Consider the following 16,914-nt stretch of genomic DNA (forward strand, 5'->3'; position numbering starts at 1 on the left):
TGGCCATGAAGGCGACCATTAAGAACCTGAACAACGAGACCGTCGGCGAGATCGAGCTGGCCGACGAGGTCTTCGGCCTCCCGTCCCGCACGGACATCCTGGCCCGCATGGTCAACTGGCAGCTGGCCAAGCGCCGCGCCGGCACGCACAAGACCAAGACGGTCAGCGAGATTTCCGGCACCGGCAAGAAGCCGTACCGCCAGAAGGGCACCGGCCGTGCCCGTCAGGGTTCCATGCGCTCCGCCCAGTTCCGTGGCGGTGCGACCATCTTCGGCCCGGTCGTCCGCTCGCATGAGCATGACCTGACCAAGAAGGTCCGCAAGCTGGCCCTGAAGACCGCGCTGTCCACCAAGGCCGCGGAAGGCAAGCTCCTGGTCCTCGACGCCGCTTCGGCCGAGACGCACAAGACCAAGGAACTGGCCAGCCGCCTCGCTTCGCTCGGCCTGACCTCGGCTCTGATCATCGATGGCGCCAACCTGAACGAGAACTTCGCTCGGGCCTCGCGCAACATCCCGCTGATCGACGTGCTGCCGGAGCAGGGCGCCAACGTCTACGACATTCTTCGCCGCGATACGCTGGTCCTGACCCGCAACGCGGTCGAGCAGCTGGAGGCTCGCCTGAAATGAGCAAGCAGTCGAAACCTGCGGTGAGCCAGGAGCGGATGTACGACCTCATCCTGGCTCCGGTGATCACCGAGAAGTCGACGATGGCGTCGGAGCACAATCAGGTGACGTTCCGCGTGCCGCTGTCGGCGACCAAGCCGGAGATCAAGGCGGCTGTCGAAGGGCTGTTCAACGTGAAGGTGACGGCGGTCAACACCCTGGTTTCCAAGGGTAAGACCAAGCGCTTCCGCGGGACCATCGGCCGTCGCTCGGACTTCAAGAAGGCCGTCGTGACCCTCGCCGAGGGGAACAAGATCGACGTGACCACGGGCATCTGAGCGGGAGTGTGATCCGATGGCTCTGAAGCAATATCGCCCGATTACGCCGTCGCTCCGCCAGCTGGTCATCGTCGACCGCTCGGAGCTGTGGAAGGGCAAGCCGGTCAAGACCCTCACCGAGGGCCTGACCAAGTCCGGTGGCCGCAACAACACCGGCCGCATCACCGCGCGCCGGATGGGTGGCGGTCACAAGCGCGTCTACCGTCTGGTGGACTTCAAGCGTCGCAAGTTCGACGTCCCGGCGACGGTTGAGCGCCTGGAGTACGATCCGAATCGCACGGCCTTCATCGCCCTCATCAAGTATGAGGACGGCACCCTGTCCTACATTCTGGCGCCGCAGCGCCTGAAGGTGGGCGACACGGTGATCGCCGGCGAGAAGGTGGATGTGAAGCCCGGCAACGCCATGCCGCTGAAGAACATCCCGGTCGGCTCCGTGCTGCACAACGTCGAGCTGAAGCCCGGCAAGGGTGGTCAGCTGGCCCGTTCGGCCGGCACCTACCTGCAGCTGGTTGGCCGCGACGGCGGGTACGCCCAGCTGAAGCTGCCCTCGGGCGAGCTTCGCGTGGTCCGCGGGGACTGCATGGCCACCCTGGGTGCCGTGTCGAACCCGGACAACATGAACACCAACAAGGGCAAGGCCGGTCGCAGCCGTTGGCTGGGCATCCGCCCGTCCGTCCGTGGTGTCGCCATGAACCCGATCGACCACCCGCACGGTGGTGGTGAAGGCCGTACCTCGGGTGGCCGTCATCCGGTCACGCCGTGGGGCAAGCCGACCAAGGGCAAGAAGACTCGTCACAACAAGAAGACGGATGGCCTGATCCTGCGCCGCCGTCATTCGAAGTAAGGAGGGCGGACGATGGCACGCTCCGTTTGGAAGGGCCCGTTCGTCGACGGCTACCTGCTCAAGAAGGCGGACAAGTCGCGGGCTTCGGGCCGCAACGAGATCATCAAGATCTGGTCGCGTCGCTCGACGATCCTGCCGCAGTTCGTGGGTCTCACGTTCGGCGTGTACAATGGCCACAAGTTCCTGCCGGTTCTGGTGACCGAGAACATGATCGGCCACAAGTTCGGTGAGTTCGCTCCGACGCGCACCTTCTACGGGCACGCGGCGGACAAGAAGGCGAAGAGGAAGTAAGCCATGGGCAAGCCCTCCAACCCCAGCCGTATCGCGGAGAACGAGGCGATCGCCTCCAATCCGATGATCCGCACCAGCCCGCGCAAGCTGAACCTCGTCGCCCAGCTGATCCGGAACAAGGACGCCAGCAGCGCCGTGGCCGAGCTGACCTTCTCCAAGCGCCGCATCGCCGGCGAGGTGAAGAAGGTCCTTCAGGCCGCGATCGCCAACGCCGAGAACAACCATCAGCTCGATGTGGACCGCCTGTACGTCTCCTCGGCGACGGTCGGTCGCGCCCTGGTGATGAAGCGCTTCCACGCCCGTGCCCGTGGCCGTGGCGCGCGGGTCGAGAAGCTGTTCTCCAACCTGACGATCATCGTGCGTGAGCGCGAAGCCGCCGCTGCCGAAGGGGCCGAGTAAGATGGGTCAGAAAGTCAATCCGATCGGGCTGCGCCTCGGCATCAACCGGACCTGGGACAGCCGTTGGTTCGCCAAGCGCGACTACGCCAACCTGCTGCACCAGGACCTGAAGCTGCGCGGCTATCTGCAGGGCCGCCTGCAGCAGGCCGGCTGCTCGCGCGTCATCATCGAGCGTCCGGCCAAGAAGGCCCGCGTCACCATCCACTCGGCCCGTCCGGGCGTGGTGATCGGCAAGAAGGGCGCGGACATCGAGAAGCTGCGCACCGAGCTGTCGAAGATGGCCGGCGGCGAGGTGAGCCTGAACATCATTGAGATCCGCAAGCCGGAGATCGATGCCAAGCTCATCGCCGAGAACATCTCCAACCAGCTCGAGCGCCGTGTCGCCTTCCGTCGCGCCATGAAGCGCGCCGTGCAGTCGGCCATGCGTCTGGGCGCCCAGGGCATCCGGATCAACTGCTCCGGTCGTCTCGGCGGCGCCGAGATCGCCCGCCTGGAGTGGTACCGCGAGGGCCGCGTTCCGCTGCACACCCTGCGTGCGGACATCGACTACGGCACCGCGACCGCGAAGACCACCTACGGCACCTGCGGTGTCAAGGTGTGGGTCTTCAAGGGCGAGATCATGGCGCACGACCCGATGGCGCAGGACAAGCGCATGGGCACCGAGCCGGTGTCGACCGATGGCGAGCCGCGGCGCGAGCGTCGCGAGCGTGGTGACCGTGAGGAGCGTGGGGGCCGTGGTCGCGGCGACCGTGACCGCTCCGAGCGGGCTGACCGCTAGTAAGGGGCACGAGCGATGCTTTCTCCGAAGCGTACCAAGTACCGCAAGGCCCACAAGGGCCGCATCCACGGCAACGCGAAGGGCGGCACCCAGCTGAACTTCGGCTCCTTCGGCCTCAAGGCCCTGGAGCCGGAGCGCATCACGGCCCGCCAGATCGAGGCGGCCCGCCGCGCGATCACCCGCGCCATGAAGCGTCAGGGCCGCGTGTGGATCCGCGTGTTCCCGGACCTGCCGGTCTCCACCAAGCCCGCCGAAGTCCGCATGGGTTCCGGTAAGGGCACGCCCGAGTACTGGGCGGCCCGCGTTCATCCCGGCCGCATTCTGTTTGAGCTGGACGGCGTGCCCGCGGATGTGGCAAAGCAGGCGTTCGCCCTGGCGGCCGCCAAGCTGCCGATCAAGACCAAGCTGGTGACCCGCCTCGGCGGCGGTGAGGAGGTGGCGGCATGAAGTCCGTCGACGTTCGCGCGAAGAGCACCGAGGAGCTGAACGATCAGCTCCTCCAGCTCAAGAAGGAACAGTTCAACCTGCGTTTCCAGCGGGCCTCCGGCCAGCTGGAGAACACCGCGCGGGTGCGAGTGGTGCGTCGCGACATCGCGCGCATCAAGACGATCCTCGGCGAGCGCACGCGCTCGGCCGAAGCCGGCAAGTAAGGAGGGCTACCTATGCCTCGCCGCGTTCTGCAGGGCACGGTGGTCAGCGACAAGGGCGACAAGACGGTTATCGTCCTGGTCGAGCGCCGCGTCATGCACCCCGTGTACAAGAAGTTCATTCGTCAGTCGAAGAAGTACGCCGCCCACGACGAGGGCAACCAGTTCAAGGTCGGCGATACCGTTTCGATCATCGAATGCCGCCCGATCTCCAAGCGCAAGCGCTGGACGGTCGTGCTTGAGTCCGCCGCCGTTAGCGGCGCCGCGTAAACGGAAGGGTACAAACCATGATCCAGATGCAAACCAACCTGGAAGTCGCCGACAATAGCGGGGCGCGCCGGGTGCAGTGCATCAAGGTGCTTGGCGGGTCCAAGCGGAAGGTGGCCACCGTCGGCGACGTCATCGTCGTCTCCGTGAAGGAGGCCATTCCGAAGGGTCGCGTCAAGAAGGGCGACGTGCATCGCGCCGTCATCGTCCGCACCGCGAAGGAACTGCGCCGGGAGGACGGGTCCGCGATCCGTTTCGACCGCAATGCCGCCGTGCTGATCAACAAGCAGGGCGAGCCGATCGGCACGCGTATCTTCGGGCCGGTCACTCGTGAGCTTCGCGGCAAGAAGTTCATGAAGATCATCTCGCTGGCGCCGGAGGTGCTGTGATGGCCGCGAAGATCAAGACCAAGGACATGGTCGTCATCCTTGCCGGCAAGGACAAGGGGAAGACCGGTGAGGTCCTCAAGGTCATCCCGGCGGAAAACCGTGTCGTCGTGCAGGGCGTGAACGTGGTGAAGAAGCACCAGCGTCCGAGCGCCACCTCGCAGGGCGGCATCGTTGAGTTCGAGGCGCCGATCAACGTCTCGAACGTTGCTCATGTCGACCCCAAGGACGGCAAGCCGACCCGCGTCGGTTTCAAGGTCCTTGAGGATGGCCGCAAGGTGCGTGTCGCCAAGCGGTCCGGCGAAGTCATCGACGTGTGAGGACCGGACCAATGGCTGCACGTTTGAAGGAAGTGTACGACTCCAAGATCCGCGCCGCGCTCAAGGCTGAGTTCGGCTACGCGAACGACATGGAAGTTCCGCGGATCGAGAAGATCGTCATCAACATGGGTGTCGGCGAGGCTGTCGGCGACTCCAAGAAGATCCAGAATGCGGTGAGCGAACTGACGGCGATCAGCGGCCAGAAGCCGATCGTCACGAAGTCCCGCAAGTCGATCGCGCAGTTCAAGCTGCGTGAGGGCATGGCGATCGGGTGCAAGGTCACGCTCCGCCGTGACCGCATGTACGAGTTCCTGGATCGCCTGGTCACGATCGCGTTGCCGCGTGTCCGCGACTTCCGCGGCATTCCCGGCAACAGCTTCGACGGCCGTGGCAACTATGCCATGGGCGTGAAGGAGCAGATCATTTTCCCGGAGATCGACTACGACAAGATCGATCAGATCCGCGGCATGGACATCATTTTCGTCACCTCGGCGAAGACCGACAAGGAGGCCAAGGCTCTCCTGAAGGCCTTCGACATGCCGTTTGTGGCCTGATTGGCTGGAGCACGACCCCATGGCTAAGACCAGTGCCATCGAGAAGAACAAGCGTCGCACCAAGCTGGTGAAGCAGTTCGCCAACAAGCGTGCCCGCCTGAAGGCCATCGCCTCCGATCGCTCCCTCCCGCCGGAAGAGCAGTTCGCCGCCCGCCTCAAGCTGGCCGAAATGCCGCGCAACTCGTCGAAGGTGCGCATCCGCAACCGCTGCGAAATGACCGGCCGTCCGCGGGCGTTCTATCGCAAGTTCAAGCTGTCCCGCGTCACCCTCCGCGAACTGGCCTCGACCGGCCAGATCCCGGGGATGGTGAAGTCGAGCTGGTAAGGAGGGTCGGAGAATGTCTTTGAGCGATCCGCTCGGCGATATGCTGACCCGCATCCGCAACGGTCAGCACGCCCGTATGTCTGTTGTGCAGAGCCCGGCGTCGAAGCTGCGCAGCAACGTGCTTGAGGTTCTCAAGCGCGAGGGTTACATCCGCGGCTACTCCGAGGAGGAGCTGCGCCCCGGCATCAAGAACCTGAAGATCGAGCTGAAGTATCACGAAGGCGAGCCTGTGATTAAGCAGATCGCCCGCGTGTCGAAGCCCGGCCGCCGCGTCTATTCGAAGATCACCGATCTGCCCCGCGTCTTCAACGGCCTCGGCATCGCGATCCTCTCCACGCCGCGCGGCGTGATGTCGGACAATGAGGCCCGCGCCGCCAACGTCGGCGGTGAAGTCCTCTGCCGCGTGTTCTAAGGGGGACCCTTCGATGTCGCGCATTGGAAAGCATCCCGTGCCGGTTCCGGCTGGTGTTGACGTCTCCGTCAACGGCCAGCAGGTGTCGGCCAAGGGCAAGCTGGGTTCGCTCAGCCTGACCCTCATCGACGACATCACGGCCAAGCTGGAAGACGGCAAGGTCGTGGTGGCCCCGGCGAACGACAGCAAGCGCGCCCGCGTCATGTGGGCAACCTCGCGCACCCTGATCAACAACATGGTCACGGGCGTCAACCAGGGCTTCACCATCAACCTCGAGATCAACGGCGTCGGTTACCGTGCCGCCGTGCAGGGCAAGGAGCTGGTCATGCAGCTCGGCTACTCGCACGACGTCAAGTACCCGATCCCGGAGGGCATCACCATCAAGTGTGACAAGCCCACCGCGATCTCGGTGTCGGGCTTCGACAAGCAGAAGGTCGGTCAAGTCGCCGCGGAGATCCGCGGTTGGAAGAAGCCGGAGCCCTATAAGGGCAAGGGCATCAAGTACGAGACCGAGACGCTGATCCGTAAGGAAGGCAAGAAGAAGTAAGGTCCGCCATGCTCAAGCCAAAGCAACTCCACGAGCGCCGCAAGCAGCGCGTGCGCGCGCAGATTGCCAAGAAGGCCGGCGGGCGGGCTCGCCTCTCGGTTTTCCGGTCCAATCTGCACATCTACGCCCAGATCATCGACGACGAGAACGGCCGCACGGTCGCCTCGGCCTCGTCCGTGGAAAAGGAGCTGCGCGAGCAGCTCAAGCACGGTGGGAACGTCGAAGCCGCCCAGAAGATCGGCGCGCTCATCGCCGAGCGCGCCAAGGCGGCGGGCGTCACCGAGGTCGTGTTCGACCGTGGTGGCTACATTTACCACGGCCGGGTCAAGGCCCTGGCTGACGCCGCCCGCGAGGGCGGGCTGTCGTTCTAAGGAGGCTCCGAAATGGCACGTGAAAGAGGCGAGCGGAGCGACCGTGATCGGCAGCCGCGCGATCGCGACCGGGAAGAGAGCGAGCTGATCGAAAAGCTCGTCGGCATCAACCGCGTCGCCAAGGTTGTGAAGGGTGGCCGTCGCTTCGGCTTCGCCGCCCTGGTGGTGGTCGGTGACGGCAAGGGCCGCGTCGGCGTCGGATCGGGCAAGGCCCGTGAAGTGCCGGAGGCGATCCGCAAGGCCACCGACCAGGCGAAGCGCGGCATGATCCGCGTTCCGCTCCGCGAGGGCCGCACGCTGCACCACGACTCCAACGGTCACTTCGGTGCCGGCAAGGTCGTGCTGCGCACCGCTCCGGCCGGTACCGGCATCATCGCCGGCGGTCCGATGCGCGCGATCTTCGAGGCGCTGGGTGTGCAGGACGTGGTGACGAAGTCCATCGGCACCTCGAACCCGCACAACATGATCAAGGCGACCTTCGACGCCCTGTCGCAGGTTTCCAGCCCGCGCAGCGTCGCCGCCCGTCGCGGCCGTCGCGTGAGCGACATCCTCGGCAAGCGTGAAACCGGCGCTGCCGGTGCGCAGGAGGCTTGATCATGGCCGAGAAGAAGACCGTCATCGTCACCCAGACCGGCAGCCCGATCGGCCGCAAGCACGACCAGCGTGAGACGCTGGTCGGTCTGGGTCTCAACAAGCTGCACCGGACCCGCGAGCTGGAGGACACTCCGGCCGTGCGGGGCATGATCGCCAAGGTCGCGCACCTGGTCCGCGTCGAGAACGAGGGCTGAACCCATGACGAAGCTGAACGATCTCCGGGACAACCCCGGTGCCCGTAAGGAGCGCATGCGCGTCGGCCGCGGTATCGGCTCTGGCAAGGGCAAGACCGGCGGCCGTGGCGTCAAGGGTCAGACCTCGCGCACCGGCGTGGCCATCAACGGCTTTGAAGGCGGCCAGATGCCCCTTCACCGCCGCCTTCCGAAGCGCGGTTTCCGCAACATCTTCGCGAAGGAATACTCGGTCGTGAACCTGGGCCTGGTCCAGAAGTTCATCGACGCCGGCAAGCTCGACGCCAGCCAGACCATCGATGCGGTGGCCCTGGAAGCGGCGGGTGTCACCGGCAAGGTGAAGAAGGACGGCGTTCGTCTGCTGGGCAAGGGCGCCCTGACGACGAAGGCCAGCTTCACCGTGGCCGGCGCCTCCAAGTCGGCTGTGGAAGCGGTCGAGAAGGCGGGTGGCAGCGTCACGCTGACCGCGTCCGCCGCCGAAGCCGCCGAGTGATCGGAAGCCCGCGCTTGCGCGCGGGTCCCCTCCGGCACTAAATGAAGCGAAGTTGCGAGGGGCGGCCTGCATCCTGCAGAGCCGCCCCGTTCGTGCATTAGGGACAGGGATACGACCCATGGCATCAGCGGCCGAGCAGCTTGCCGCGAACATTAATTTCGGGGCCTTCTCCAAGGCAACCGAGCTGAAGAAGCGGATCTGGTTCACCCTTGGTGCCTTGATCATTTACCGCCTGGGCACCTACATCCCGATTCCGGGCGTCAACCCGCAGATCCTGGCCGATATTTTCCGGCAGCAGGGCGGGGGCATCCTGGGCATGTTCGACATGCTGGCCGGCGGCGCGCTGCACCGCATGACGATCTTCGCGCTCAACATCATGCCGTACATTTCGGCCTCCATCATCGTGCAGCTTCTGACCGCGGTGTCGCCGCAGATGGAAGCGCTGAAGAAGGAGGGCGAGTCGGGCCGCAAGAAGCTGAACCAGTACACCCGCTACGGCACCGTCCTTCTGGCGACCGTGCAGGCCTGGGGCTTGGCGGTGGGACTCGAGGCGATGACCGGCGCGTCCGGCGCCGCGGTTCCGGAACCGGGGCTGTTCTTTAAGATCGCCACGGTCATCACGCTGGTCGGCGGCACGATGTTCCTGATGTGGCTGGGTGAGCAGATCACCGCCCGCGGCATCGGCAACGGCATCTCCCTCATCATCTTCGCCGGCATCGTCGCCGAGCTGCCGCGCGCTCTCGTCAGCACGCTGGAACTGGGCCGCACCGGCGCGCTGTCCACGCTGTTCATCGTCTTCCTGCTGCTGATGGCGGTGGGCGTCGTGTTCTTCATCGTGTTCATGGAGCGCGCGCAGCGCCGCCTGCTGATCCAGTACCCGAAGCGGCAGATGGGCAACCGCGTGTTCGGCGGCGAAGCGTCGCACCTGCCGCTGAAGCTGAACACGTCGGGCGTCATCCCGCCGATCTTCGCGTCGTCGCTGCTGCTGCTGCCGCTGACCGCGGTCGGCTTCGCCGGCGGCGAGGGTCCGGAGTGGCTGCAGACCGTCACGCGCTATCTGGCGCACGGCACGCCGCTCTACATGATCCTGTATTCGGCGCTGATCATCTTCTTCTGCTTCTTCTACACGGCCATCGTCTTCAACCCCGCGGACACGGCCGAGAACCTGCGTAAGTATGGCGGCTTCATTCCCGGCATCCGTCCGGGCAAGAACACCGCGGACTACATCGACTACGTGCTGACCCGCCTGACGGTGATCGGTTCCGCGTACCTTGTGGCGGTTTGTCTCCTCCCCGAAATCCTGATTTCCCAGCATTCGGTTCCGTTCTATTTTGGCGGCACCAGCCTGCTGATCGTGGTCACGGTGACGATGGACACGGTTGCGCAGATTCATTCCCATCTGCTGGCCCACCAGTATGAGGGGCTGATTAAAAAAGCGAAGCTTCGGGGGAGAAAGTAATGAATCTCATTCTGCTCGGACCGCCGGGCGCCGGGAAGGGGACCCAGGCGCGGCGTCTCGAAGACACGCGCGGACTCGTCCAGCTTTCCACGGGCGATATGCTCCGCGCGATGGTCGCCGAGGGTGGTCCGCTTGGGCAGCAGGCGAAGGACATCATGTCCGCCGGCAAATTGATGCCGGACGAGCTGATGGTCAAAATCATCGCTGAGCGCATTTCCAAGCCGGATGTCGCCAACGGCTTCATCCTCGACGGCTTCCCGCGGACGGTCGCCCAGGCCGAGGCGCTGGACACCATGCTGTCGGACAAGGGCCTGAAGCTCGATCATGTGATCGAGATGAAGGTCGTCGACGACATCCTGGTGGAGCGCATCACCGGTCGTTACACCTGCGCCAAGTGCGGCAAGGGCTATCACGACGTCTTCGAGAAGCCCAAGGTCGAGGGCGTGTGCGACGTTTGCGGCAGCACGGAGTTCAAGCGCCGGGCCGACGACAACGCCGACACGGTGAAGACCCGGCTCGCCCAGTATCACGAGCAGACCGCGCCGATCCTCCCGTATTACCAGAGCCGAGGCGTTCTGAAGACGGTGGACGGCATAGCCGAGATCGACGATGTGACCAAGCAGATCGAGGACATCCTGGCCGCTTGACCGGGATCGTCATAGTCCGCTGAAAAGAAAAGCCGCGGGGTTTCCGGACCCCGCGGCTTTTTCATGTGTCGGCGATGGAGCGGGGAGGGCGGACCTCCCCGGTCGACCCGCCTCTACGGATTGGCGTCGGTGTCGGGGTGGGACAGGTCCTCCGCCTTCCGGCTCAGGTCGTTGTAACGGTCGAGCACCCAGCCGAGGTGGTCGGTGGCCGCAACGGCGGCGGCATCGGCGTCACGGCGCCGTATGGCGTCGTAGATGGCGCGGTGATGGTCGATCATCAGCGCCTCGCGGCCCAGCGCGAAGGGCTCCGTGTGATGGTATTCCATCATCTGGCCGAGGATGTCGCGGATGGTCGCCAGCAGGTGCAGGTAGACCGGGCTTCCCGCCGCCTGGGCGACGGCGAGGTGGAAGTCCATGTCGTCGGCGGCCTGCTTGCCGTCGCGGCCCGTCTCGCCCATTGCGGCGAGGACTCGCCCGATGTGGTCGATCTGCTCCTGGGTCGCGCGTTCGGTGGCGCGCCGCGCCGCCCAGCTTTCCAACGCCTGCCGGATCTCCACGAGGTCGCAGAGGTTGGTGTGCTTCACCCGGACCATCTCGGTCAGGGCGCCGTCCATGGCACCCGCAGAGGACACCACCCGCGTGCCGCCGCCCTGGACGGCGGTCAGGAAACCTTGGGTCTTCAGCTTCTGCAGGGCGGCGCGCACCGACACCCGGCTGACATGGAGCTGCTCGGCGAGTTGGCGCTCGCCGGGCAGGCGCTCCCCCGGAACCAGTTCGCCGCGGGCGATCCGTTCTAGAATCCGTTCCGCCACCCATTCGGAAATGCGCTGGGAGGAGGCCGGTACGTGGTGGGGTTCTTCGGTGTCGGACACGGTGGCATGCCCTTTCATCAGCAATCGGTCATAGGTCGTACCCGAGTCGGGCAAATCTCGTCAACTCGCATCCGGACGGCGGCGTATGGACCGCGTCGTCCGTCGTGCCTTATCGGCTCCCGCGGCGTGCCACCAGGATTCCGGCCAGCACGATGGTCCCGCCGACCGCCTGGAACGCGCCGAGCGGCTCGGCGAGCAGCGCCCAGGCCAGAACCGCGGCGGCGGCCGGCTGGAGCAGCAGGCTGACCGAGGAGAAGGCGGCGGGCAGATGGGCCAGCGCGTAGGCGATCAGGCTCTGGCCGCCGGCGTGGCTGACCAGGGCCAGCCCCAGCAGCACGCCCCAGCCGCCGAGCGAGCCGGCGATCAGGCTTTCCCCCGACAGCAGGGCGATGGGCAGCAGGGCGAGGCCGGTGACGACGCCGCTCCAGGTCATGATGGTGGCGGTCGAGAACTCCGACCGCAGACGGCCGACCATCAGGAAGTATCCGCTGTAGAACACGGCGGTCAGCAGCCCAAGAGCGTCGCCGAACAGGTGGTCCGGGCTCAGCTGCAGGCTTTGCCCCATCAGCACGATGGCCCCGCACAGCGCCAGCGCCAGCCCAGTGAGGAAGGTGCGGCTGAACCGCTCCTTGAACACCAGCCAGGACACCAGCGTCACGAAGATCGGCGCGAAGTTGGCGAGCAACGTGGAATTGGCGACCGAGGTGTAGCGGATCGACCAGTGCCAGATCGCAAGGTCGCCCGCGAAGAACAACCCGGCGGCGGTCAGTCGGGCATAGTCGTTGAGCGATGAAGGCTTGCGGGAGCGCGCGCCGCCCTTGGGCTCCATGGCCATCCAGACCCACAGAGCGGGGATGGCGAAGGCCAGCCGCCAGAAGGCGGTGGCGCTCGGGCCCAGTTCGGACAGGCGCACGAAGATCGGGGCGAAGGCGATCCCCAGTGCCCCGGTCAGAAGGGCGATCAGCGCGATCCGCTGCGCGGAATCGACGCGCGCGACGGGGGCGAGGGTGCTGGCGTCCGGCATGGCGCCCGTTATAGCGGACGCACCCTGCGGGCGCCACGGTCCCCCGCCGCATGGCACATCTGCGGAAGACCCGGATTGTGGGGCATTGCCGCGGCGGTGGGATCATCCTTGCGTCCGGACCGTTGCCCTGGTGACCCTTCGGCGGGAACTTCCGCTGCAACCGAGACCCTGCAATACTGTGCCATCATGACGCAGCGATCCCCCTGCAAGCCCGCCGAACACCCCCGACCGGTGACCCTGCCGTCGCCGCCGCGCGCCGCGCCGCCCTCGCCGCTGCTGGGTCCCGACGATCCGCCGCCGTTCACCGTCCTGCGCCCGGAGTCGGACAGTCCGGTCCTGCTGCTGTGCGACCACGCCTCGCGGGCGATTCCGAAGGCGCTGGGGACGCTGGGGCTGGACGAGACCAATCTGTGCCGGCACATCGCCTACGACATCGGCGCGGCCGAGGTGACGCGGCGGCTGTCCGAACGGTTCGGGGCCACGGCGGTGCTGTCCGGCTATTCCCGGCTGGTCATCGATCCGAACCGCGCGCTGAACGACCCGACGGCGATCCCGGTGGTCAGCGACGACGTGGTGATCCCCGGCAACCGGGCCCTCGACCGGTCCGAGGAGGAGCGGCGCATCGACGCCATCTTCCGGCCCTATCACGCGGCGGTCGCCGCCGAGGTCGCCCGGCGGCGGGAGCGCGGGCAGGTGCCGGTGCTGCTGTCGATCCACAGCTTCACGCCCGCCATGCGCGGCGTCGCCCGGCCCTGGCATGTCGGCATCCTGTGGGACCACGACCCGCGCATTCCGATTCCGATGATCGCGCGGCTGCGCGCCGACGGGCGCTGGTGCGTCGGCGACAACGAGCCCTATTCGGGCCGGACGACCTTGGGCGGCACGGTGGAAAGCCACGCCACCCCCGCCGGGCTGCCCAACGTCCTGGTCGAGGTGCGCCAGGACCTGATCGCCACGCCGGAGGGGGCGGCGCTGTGGGCTACGGTGCTGGGCGATGCGCTGGAGCCGATTCTGGCCGACCCCGGCCTCTACGAAATCAAACTGTTCCCGCGGGAGTGAGCGTTCATGGAGCCTGCCTTCACGCTGGGGCTTGAGGAAGAGTATCTGCTGGTCGACCGCAGTTCGCGGGACATCGCGCGAAACCCGCCGGACGAGATGCTGGAAGCCTGCCAGGAGCAGGCGCCGGGTCAGATCCACCCGGAGTTCCTGCGCTGCCAGATCGAGGTCGGCACGCCGGTCTGCGCCAATCTCAAGGAGGCGCGGGCGGAGCTGGCGCGGCTGCGCGCGACGGTGGCCGGGGTGGCGCGCGCCCACAATCTGGCGCCCATTGCCGCCTCCACCCATCCCTTCGCCGCGTGGGAGCCGCAGAAGCACACCAACCGCGACCGCTACAACATGCTGGCCCGCGACCTGGGCGCGCCGGCGCGGCGGCTGATGATCTGCGGCATGCACGTCCATGTCGGAATCGAGGACGACGACCTGCGCATCGACCTGATGAATCAGGTCCGTTACTTCCTGCCGCATTTGCTGGCGCTGTCCACCTCCTCGCCCTTCTGGCGGGGGCAGGACATGCAGCGGAAATCCTACCGGCTGGCGGTGTGGAACGAGCTGCCGCGCACCGGCATGCCCGACAGCTTCCAGAGCTTCGGCGAGTACCAGCAGCAGGTGAACGTCCTGGTCAACGCCGGCATCATCGAGGACGCGAGCAAGCTGTGGTGGGACATCCGCCCGTCCCAGCGCTTCCCGACGCTGGAGATGCGGATCACCGACGTCTGCACCCGCCTCGACGACGCGGTGACGGTGGCGGCGCTGTTCCGCTGCCTGCTGCGCATGCTGTGGCGGCTGCGGCTGCGGAACGTGACGTGGCGGCCCTACAAGAACCTGCTGATCGGCGAGAACCGCTGGCGCGCCCAGCGCTACGGCCTCGACGAGGGGCTGGTCGATTTCGGGCGCGGCACCATCGTTCCCTACGCCGACCTGATGGAGGAGCTGATCGAGCTGACCCGCGAGGACGCGGAGCGATTCGATTGCGCGGCCGAGGTCGCCAACGCCCGCGACATCATCCGGCGCGGTACGAGCGCCCACCGGCAGGTGGCCATCTACCGCGAGGCGTTGGAGCAGGGCGCCACCGGCTGGGAGGCCCTGGCCCAGGTGGTCGACTGGCTGGCCGAGGAGACCATGGTCGGGGTGGAGTGATTTGCACCGAAGAGTTGCTTCGAAATCCATGGCAACTTTCGGAAAGCCACTACTTGACCTTTGCGTCATCCAGCCATACCCTCGCCGCAAATCAGCTCACCGAGTTGAGCAGGGCAGGCAAAAAATAACGAAGCAGCAGAGGGCCGCTCGCACCACGGGCGGCCCTTACCTTTTCAGGGGGATGGGAATGGCCGACGCCAAGTTCCTCAAGTTCGACACGCTAAGCCTGCACGCCGGCCAGCGGCCCGATCCGGCCACCGGGGCGCGGGCGGTGCCGATCTACCAGTCCACGTCCTACGTCTTCGACGACACCGACCATGCCGCCTCCCTGTTCAACCTGGAACGGCCGGGGCACATCTATTCCCGCATCTCCAACCCCACGGTGGCGGTGCTGGAGGAGCGGCTGGCGGCCCTGGACGGCGGTGTCGGCGCGGTCTGCACGGCCAGCGGCCAAGCGGCGCTGGCGCTCGCCATCATGACGCTGATGGATGCCGGCGGGCACATCGTCGCCTCCTCCTCGATCTACGGCGGCAGCCGCAACCTGCTGGCTTACACGCTGCCGCGATTCGGCATCACCACGACCTTCGTGAATCCGCGGGATCTCGACGGTTTCCGCGCGGCGATCCGGCCGGAGACGCGGCTGCTGTTCGGTGAGGTCCTGGGCAACCCAGGGCTGGAGGTGCTGGATATCCCCCGCCTGTCGGCGATCGCCCATGACGCCGGCCTGCCGCTGATGGTCGACGCGACCTTCGTCACGCCCTATCTGTGCAAGCCGCTGAGCGTCGGCGCCGATCTGGTCATGCATTCCTGCACCAAGTGGCTGGCCGGGCACGGCGTCGCCATCGGCGGGGTGGTGATCGACGGTGGCGCCTTCGACTGGGAGGCGTCCGGCAAGTTCCCGACCCTGACCGAGCCCTACGCCGGCTATCACGGCATCGACTTCGCGGAGGAATACGGGCCGGCCGCCTTCATCATGCGCGCCCGCGCCGAGGGGCTGCGCGACTTCGGCGCCTGCATGAGCCCGATGAACGCCTTCCAGATCCTCCAGGGCGTGGAAACCCTGCCGCTGCGCATGAAGGGCCACATCCACAACACCCGCAAGGTGCTGGGCTTCCTCGAATCGGAGGCCTACGCGGAGAACGGCAGCGTCGCCTGGGTCACCCATCCCGAGTTGCCCGATCATCCCGACCACCGGCTGCGTGCCCAGCTCCTGCCGCACGGTGCGGGCTCCATCATCTCCTTCGGGATCAAGGGTGGGCGGGAGGCCGGGCGACGCTTCATCGAGAAGCTGGCGCTGTTCTCCCACCTCGCCAACGTCGGCGACGCCAAGTCGCTGGTCATCCACCCCGCCAGCACCACCCACGCCCAGCTCGACGCCGAGGCGCTCGCCGCCGCCGGGGTGGGGGAGGACATGATCCGCCTGTCCATCGGACTGGAGGATTGCGACGACCTGATCGACGATCTGCGCCAGGCGCTGCGCGCCGCGACGAAGGCGTGAGGAGGCTGCCATGGACCTGACCGTCAACGGCCACGCCGTCTACGCCCACACCGGCGGACGGCCCTTCGACCCGGTGCTGCCGGTGATCGTGCTGATCCACGGCGCCGGCATGGACCACACGGTGTGGAGCCTGCAAAGCCGCCACCTCGCCCATCACGGGCGGTCGGTCCTGGCTGTGGACCTGCCCGGCCATGGCCGCTCCGGCGGGGCGCCGCTGCCCTCCATCGAGCAGTTGGCGGACTGGATCGTGGCGTTGCTGGACGCGGCGGGTGTGGCGAAGGCCGCGCTCGCCGGTCATTCCATGGGCGCTCTGGTGGCCCTGGAAACCGCGGCGCGCCATGGCGACCGCGTCGAATCGCTGGCCCTGCTGGGGGTGGCGGAGACGATGCCGGTCCATCCCGACCTGCTCGCCGCCGCGGCGCTGAACGACCCGTCCGCCATCGAGCTGGTCATCGGCTGGGGACACGGGCCGCGTGGGCATGTCGGCGGCGCCGCGGCGCCCGGACTGTCGCTGCTCCCCGGCGGGCGGCGGCTGATGCAACGGGCGCGGCCCGGTGTGCTGGGCGTCGATCTGGGCGCCTGCAACGCCTATGTCCGCGGCGGTGAAGCGGCGGCCGCGGTGTCCTGCCCGGCGCTGTTCCTGCTGGGCGGAGTTGACCGGATGACTCCGGCGAAGTCCGGCAAAGCGCTTGCCGCCAAAGTCAATGGTTCCGAAGTCGTGCTGCTTTCCGGCATAGGCCATATGGTTATGACAGAAGCACCAAACGCAACCACAGATGCTTTCGCGGCCCGGTTCTCTGCGCGCTAGGCCGGTTGTTTCTTCGTTCATTACAGTGCCATCATGAATCGTTAACAGATT

At 66.5% G+C, this 16,914-nt stretch carries 27 protein-coding genes; 25 read left to right on the top strand and 2 right to left on the bottom strand.

The features are described 5' to 3' along the window. Window positions 1-5: 5 nt before the first annotated feature. From rplD to FHW79_RS06070, 21 genes are all read left to right on the top strand, one after another. Complete coding sequence (rplD, locus tag FHW79_RS05970; RefSeq protein WP_183178061.1) at window positions 6-626, top strand: 50S ribosomal protein L4; 621 nt, start codon at window positions 6-8, stop codon at window positions 624-626. After that, window positions 623-940 (top strand): 50S ribosomal protein L23, encoded by a 318-nt coding sequence (locus FHW79_RS05975; RefSeq protein WP_094303029.1) that lies wholly within the window; start codon window positions 623-625, stop codon window positions 938-940. The genes rplD and FHW79_RS05975 overlap by 4 nt, the downstream gene beginning before the upstream one ends. Before the next feature lie 16 nt (window positions 941-956). Continuing rightward, window positions 957-1,784, top strand: coding sequence for a 50S ribosomal protein L2 (gene rplB / locus FHW79_RS05980; protein ID WP_094303028.1), 828 nt, complete (start codon window positions 957-959; stop codon window positions 1,782-1,784). 12 nt (window positions 1,785-1,796) lie between these two features. Continuing rightward, the gene (gene rpsS / locus FHW79_RS05985) at window positions 1,797-2,075 is read left to right on the top strand and encodes a 30S ribosomal protein S19 (RefSeq protein ID WP_014241034.1); all 279 of its coding nucleotides are present in this window, start codon (window positions 1,797-1,799) and stop codon (window positions 2,073-2,075) included. Window positions 2,076-2,078: 3 nt separating this feature from the next. Continuing rightward, window positions 2,079-2,474 (top strand): 50S ribosomal protein L22, encoded by a 396-nt coding sequence (gene rplV / locus FHW79_RS05990; RefSeq protein ID WP_035675046.1) that lies wholly within the window; start codon window positions 2,079-2,081, stop codon window positions 2,472-2,474. A 1-nt stretch (window position 2,475) separates the two neighbouring features. Next, a complete protein-coding gene (gene rpsC, locus FHW79_RS05995; protein WP_014241032.1) occupies window positions 2,476-3,252 on the top strand; it encodes a 30S ribosomal protein S3 in 777 nt (258 codons plus the stop codon). 15 nt (window positions 3,253-3,267) lie between these two features. Beyond that, on the top strand, window positions 3,268-3,699 hold the full coding sequence (gene rplP, locus FHW79_RS06000; protein WP_014241031.1) for a 50S ribosomal protein L16: 432 nt from the start codon (window positions 3,268-3,270) through the stop codon (window positions 3,697-3,699). Continuing rightward, on the top strand, window positions 3,696-3,902 hold the full coding sequence (rpmC, locus tag FHW79_RS06005; RefSeq protein WP_183178062.1) for a 50S ribosomal protein L29: 207 nt from the start codon (window positions 3,696-3,698) through the stop codon (window positions 3,900-3,902). The genes rplP and rpmC overlap by 4 nt, the downstream gene beginning before the upstream one ends. Before the next feature lie 12 nt (window positions 3,903-3,914). After that, window positions 3,915-4,169, top strand: coding sequence for a 30S ribosomal protein S17 (gene rpsQ, locus FHW79_RS06010; RefSeq protein ID WP_014241029.1), 255 nt, complete (start codon window positions 3,915-3,917; stop codon window positions 4,167-4,169). Window positions 4,170-4,186: 17 nt separating this feature from the next. Further along, a complete protein-coding gene (rplN, locus tag FHW79_RS06015) occupies window positions 4,187-4,555 on the top strand; it encodes a 50S ribosomal protein L14 (protein WP_012973215.1) in 369 nt (122 codons plus the stop codon). Further along, window positions 4,552-4,872 (top strand): 50S ribosomal protein L24, encoded by a 321-nt coding sequence (gene rplX, locus FHW79_RS06020; RefSeq protein ID WP_348984057.1) that lies wholly within the window; start codon window positions 4,552-4,554, stop codon window positions 4,870-4,872. Before rplN ends, rplX begins: the two co-directional genes overlap by 4 nt. An 11-nt stretch (window positions 4,873-4,883) precedes the next feature. Then, a complete protein-coding gene (rplE, locus tag FHW79_RS06025; RefSeq protein ID WP_094303024.1) occupies window positions 4,884-5,426 on the top strand; it encodes a 50S ribosomal protein L5 in 543 nt (180 codons plus the stop codon). Between the two features lie 19 nt (window positions 5,427-5,445). After that, window positions 5,446-5,751, top strand: coding sequence for a 30S ribosomal protein S14 (rpsN, locus tag FHW79_RS06030; RefSeq protein WP_014241026.1), 306 nt, complete (start codon window positions 5,446-5,448; stop codon window positions 5,749-5,751). Between the two features lie 13 nt (window positions 5,752-5,764). Continuing rightward, the gene (gene rpsH / locus FHW79_RS06035; RefSeq protein ID WP_035675041.1) at window positions 5,765-6,163 is read left to right on the top strand and encodes a 30S ribosomal protein S8; all 399 of its coding nucleotides are present in this window, start codon (window positions 5,765-5,767) and stop codon (window positions 6,161-6,163) included. Between the two features lie 13 nt (window positions 6,164-6,176). Continuing rightward, window positions 6,177-6,710, top strand: coding sequence for a 50S ribosomal protein L6 (gene rplF, locus FHW79_RS06040; RefSeq protein WP_014241025.1), 534 nt, complete (start codon window positions 6,177-6,179; stop codon window positions 6,708-6,710). Window positions 6,711-6,718: 8 nt separating this feature from the next. Then, a complete protein-coding gene (gene rplR, locus FHW79_RS06045) occupies window positions 6,719-7,081 on the top strand; it encodes a 50S ribosomal protein L18 (RefSeq protein ID WP_014241024.1) in 363 nt (120 codons plus the stop codon). Window positions 7,082-7,093: 12 nt separating this feature from the next. Continuing rightward, window positions 7,094-7,675, top strand: a complete 582-nt coding sequence (gene rpsE, locus FHW79_RS06050; RefSeq protein ID WP_035675037.1) for a 30S ribosomal protein S5 — start codon at window positions 7,094-7,096, stop codon at window positions 7,673-7,675. 2 nt (window positions 7,676-7,677) lie between these two features. After that, window positions 7,678-7,869: a 50S ribosomal protein L30 gene (gene rpmD / locus FHW79_RS06055; protein WP_014241022.1), complete on the top strand. Its 192-nt coding sequence runs from the start codon at window positions 7,678-7,680 to the stop codon at window positions 7,867-7,869. 4 nt (window positions 7,870-7,873) lie between these two features. Continuing rightward, window positions 7,874-8,359, top strand: a complete 486-nt coding sequence (gene rplO / locus FHW79_RS06060) for a 50S ribosomal protein L15 (protein ID WP_149467682.1) — start codon at window positions 7,874-7,876, stop codon at window positions 8,357-8,359. Between the two features lie 118 nt (window positions 8,360-8,477). After that, on the top strand, window positions 8,478-9,818 hold the full coding sequence (secY, locus tag FHW79_RS06065; protein WP_014241020.1) for a preprotein translocase subunit SecY: 1,341 nt from the start codon (window positions 8,478-8,480) through the stop codon (window positions 9,816-9,818). Beyond that, window positions 9,818-10,465 carry an adenylate kinase gene (locus FHW79_RS06070; protein WP_183178064.1) on the top strand — a complete coding sequence of 216 codons (648 nt, stop codon included), beginning with the start codon at window positions 9,818-9,820 and terminating at the stop codon, window positions 10,463-10,465. Before secY ends, FHW79_RS06070 begins: the two co-directional genes overlap by 1 nt. A gap of 113 nt (window positions 10,466-10,578) precedes the next feature. On the opposite strand, the gene FHW79_RS06075 is transcribed toward FHW79_RS06070, so the two are convergent. Both FHW79_RS06075 and FHW79_RS06080 read right to left on the bottom strand, forming a co-directional pair. Continuing rightward, the gene (locus tag FHW79_RS06075) at window positions 10,579-11,337 is read right to left on the bottom strand and encodes an FCD domain-containing protein (protein ID WP_348984059.1); all 759 of its coding nucleotides are present in this window, start codon (window positions 11,335-11,337) and stop codon (window positions 10,579-10,581) included. A 109-nt stretch (window positions 11,338-11,446) separates the two neighbouring features. Further along, on the bottom strand, window positions 11,447-12,361 hold the full coding sequence (locus tag FHW79_RS06080) for a DMT family transporter (protein WP_183178066.1): 915 nt from the start codon (window positions 12,359-12,361) through the stop codon (window positions 11,447-11,449). Between the two features lie 186 nt (window positions 12,362-12,547). On the opposite strand from FHW79_RS06080, the gene FHW79_RS06085 reads away from it, so the two are divergent. The 4 genes from FHW79_RS06085 (at window position 12,548) to FHW79_RS06100 (ending at window position 16,863) form a co-directional block, all read left to right on the top strand. Beyond that, complete coding sequence (locus FHW79_RS06085; RefSeq protein ID WP_183178067.1) at window positions 12,548-13,420, top strand: N-formylglutamate amidohydrolase; 873 nt, start codon at window positions 12,548-12,550, stop codon at window positions 13,418-13,420. A gap of 6 nt (window positions 13,421-13,426) precedes the next feature. Further along, window positions 13,427-14,557 (top strand): carboxylate-amine ligase, encoded by a 1,131-nt coding sequence (locus FHW79_RS06090; protein ID WP_183178068.1) that lies wholly within the window; start codon window positions 13,427-13,429, stop codon window positions 14,555-14,557. A 187-nt stretch (window positions 14,558-14,744) separates the two neighbouring features. Beyond that, window positions 14,745-16,055: an O-acetylhomoserine aminocarboxypropyltransferase gene (locus FHW79_RS06095; RefSeq protein WP_183178069.1), complete on the top strand. Its 1,311-nt coding sequence runs from the start codon at window positions 14,745-14,747 to the stop codon at window positions 16,053-16,055. A 10-nt stretch (window positions 16,056-16,065) separates the two neighbouring features. Further along, on the top strand, window positions 16,066-16,863 hold the full coding sequence (locus tag FHW79_RS06100) for an alpha/beta hydrolase (RefSeq protein WP_183178070.1): 798 nt from the start codon (window positions 16,066-16,068) through the stop codon (window positions 16,861-16,863). The last annotated feature ends 51 nt before the right edge of the window (window positions 16,864-16,914 follow it).

Origin of the sequence: Azospirillum sp. OGB3, assembly GCF_014192915.1 — a bacterium.
GTDB lineage: Bacteria > Pseudomonadota > Alphaproteobacteria > Azospirillales > Azospirillaceae > Azospirillum.

What these genes read in the sequence shown, in the direction of transcription:
- FHW79_RS06070 (WP_183178064.1), top strand. Translation starts at nt 9,818, where the DNA reads ATGAATCTCATTCTGCTCGGACCGCCGGGCGCCGGGAAGGGGACCCAG.
- rpmD (WP_014241022.1), top strand. Translation starts at nt 7,678, where the DNA reads ATGGCCGAGAAGAAGACCGTCATCGTCACCCAGACCGGCAGCCCGATC.
- secY (WP_014241020.1), top strand. Translation starts at nt 8,478, where the DNA reads ATGGCATCAGCGGCCGAGCAGCTTGCCGCGAACATTAATTTCGGGGCC.
- rpsQ (WP_014241029.1), top strand. Translation starts at nt 3,915, where the DNA reads ATGCCTCGCCGCGTTCTGCAGGGCACGGTGGTCAGCGACAAGGGCGAC.
- FHW79_RS06095 (WP_183178069.1), top strand. Translation starts at nt 14,745, where the DNA reads ATGGCCGACGCCAAGTTCCTCAAGTTCGACACGCTAAGCCTGCACGCC.
- FHW79_RS05975 (WP_094303029.1), top strand. Translation starts at nt 623, where the DNA reads ATGAGCAAGCAGTCGAAACCTGCGGTGAGCCAGGAGCGGATGTACGAC.
- rplO (WP_149467682.1), top strand. Translation starts at nt 7,874, where the DNA reads ATGACGAAGCTGAACGATCTCCGGGACAACCCCGGTGCCCGTAAGGAG.
- rpsC (WP_014241032.1), top strand. Translation starts at nt 2,476, where the DNA reads ATGGGTCAGAAAGTCAATCCGATCGGGCTGCGCCTCGGCATCAACCGG.
- rplN (WP_012973215.1), top strand. Translation starts at nt 4,187, where the DNA reads ATGATCCAGATGCAAACCAACCTGGAAGTCGCCGACAATAGCGGGGCG.
- rplE (WP_094303024.1), top strand. Translation starts at nt 4,884, where the DNA reads ATGGCTGCACGTTTGAAGGAAGTGTACGACTCCAAGATCCGCGCCGCG.
- rplB (WP_094303028.1), top strand. Translation starts at nt 957, where the DNA reads ATGGCTCTGAAGCAATATCGCCCGATTACGCCGTCGCTCCGCCAGCTG.
- rplP (WP_014241031.1), top strand. Translation starts at nt 3,268, where the DNA reads ATGCTTTCTCCGAAGCGTACCAAGTACCGCAAGGCCCACAAGGGCCGC.
- FHW79_RS06085 (WP_183178067.1), top strand. Translation starts at nt 12,548, where the DNA reads ATGACGCAGCGATCCCCCTGCAAGCCCGCCGAACACCCCCGACCGGTG.
- rpmC (WP_183178062.1), top strand. Translation starts at nt 3,696, where the DNA reads ATGAAGTCCGTCGACGTTCGCGCGAAGAGCACCGAGGAGCTGAACGAT.
- rplV (WP_035675046.1), top strand. Translation starts at nt 2,079, where the DNA reads ATGGGCAAGCCCTCCAACCCCAGCCGTATCGCGGAGAACGAGGCGATC.
- rplF (WP_014241025.1), top strand. Translation starts at nt 6,177, where the DNA reads ATGTCGCGCATTGGAAAGCATCCCGTGCCGGTTCCGGCTGGTGTTGAC.
- rplD (WP_183178061.1), top strand. Translation starts at nt 6, where the DNA reads ATGAAGGCGACCATTAAGAACCTGAACAACGAGACCGTCGGCGAGATC.
- FHW79_RS06090 (WP_183178068.1), top strand. Translation starts at nt 13,427, where the DNA reads ATGGAGCCTGCCTTCACGCTGGGGCTTGAGGAAGAGTATCTGCTGGTC.
- rplR (WP_014241024.1), top strand. Translation starts at nt 6,719, where the DNA reads ATGCTCAAGCCAAAGCAACTCCACGAGCGCCGCAAGCAGCGCGTGCGC.
- rpsE (WP_035675037.1), top strand. Translation starts at nt 7,094, where the DNA reads ATGGCACGTGAAAGAGGCGAGCGGAGCGACCGTGATCGGCAGCCGCGC.
- rpsS (WP_014241034.1), top strand. Translation starts at nt 1,797, where the DNA reads ATGGCACGCTCCGTTTGGAAGGGCCCGTTCGTCGACGGCTACCTGCTC.
- FHW79_RS06100 (WP_183178070.1), top strand. Translation starts at nt 16,066, where the DNA reads ATGGACCTGACCGTCAACGGCCACGCCGTCTACGCCCACACCGGCGGA.
- rpsN (WP_014241026.1), top strand. Translation starts at nt 5,446, where the DNA reads ATGGCTAAGACCAGTGCCATCGAGAAGAACAAGCGTCGCACCAAGCTG.
- FHW79_RS06080 (WP_183178066.1), bottom strand. Translation starts at nt 12,361, where the DNA reads ATGCCGGACGCCAGCACCCTCGCCCCCGTCGCGCGCGTCGATTCCGCG.
- rpsH (WP_035675041.1), top strand. Translation starts at nt 5,765, where the DNA reads ATGTCTTTGAGCGATCCGCTCGGCGATATGCTGACCCGCATCCGCAAC.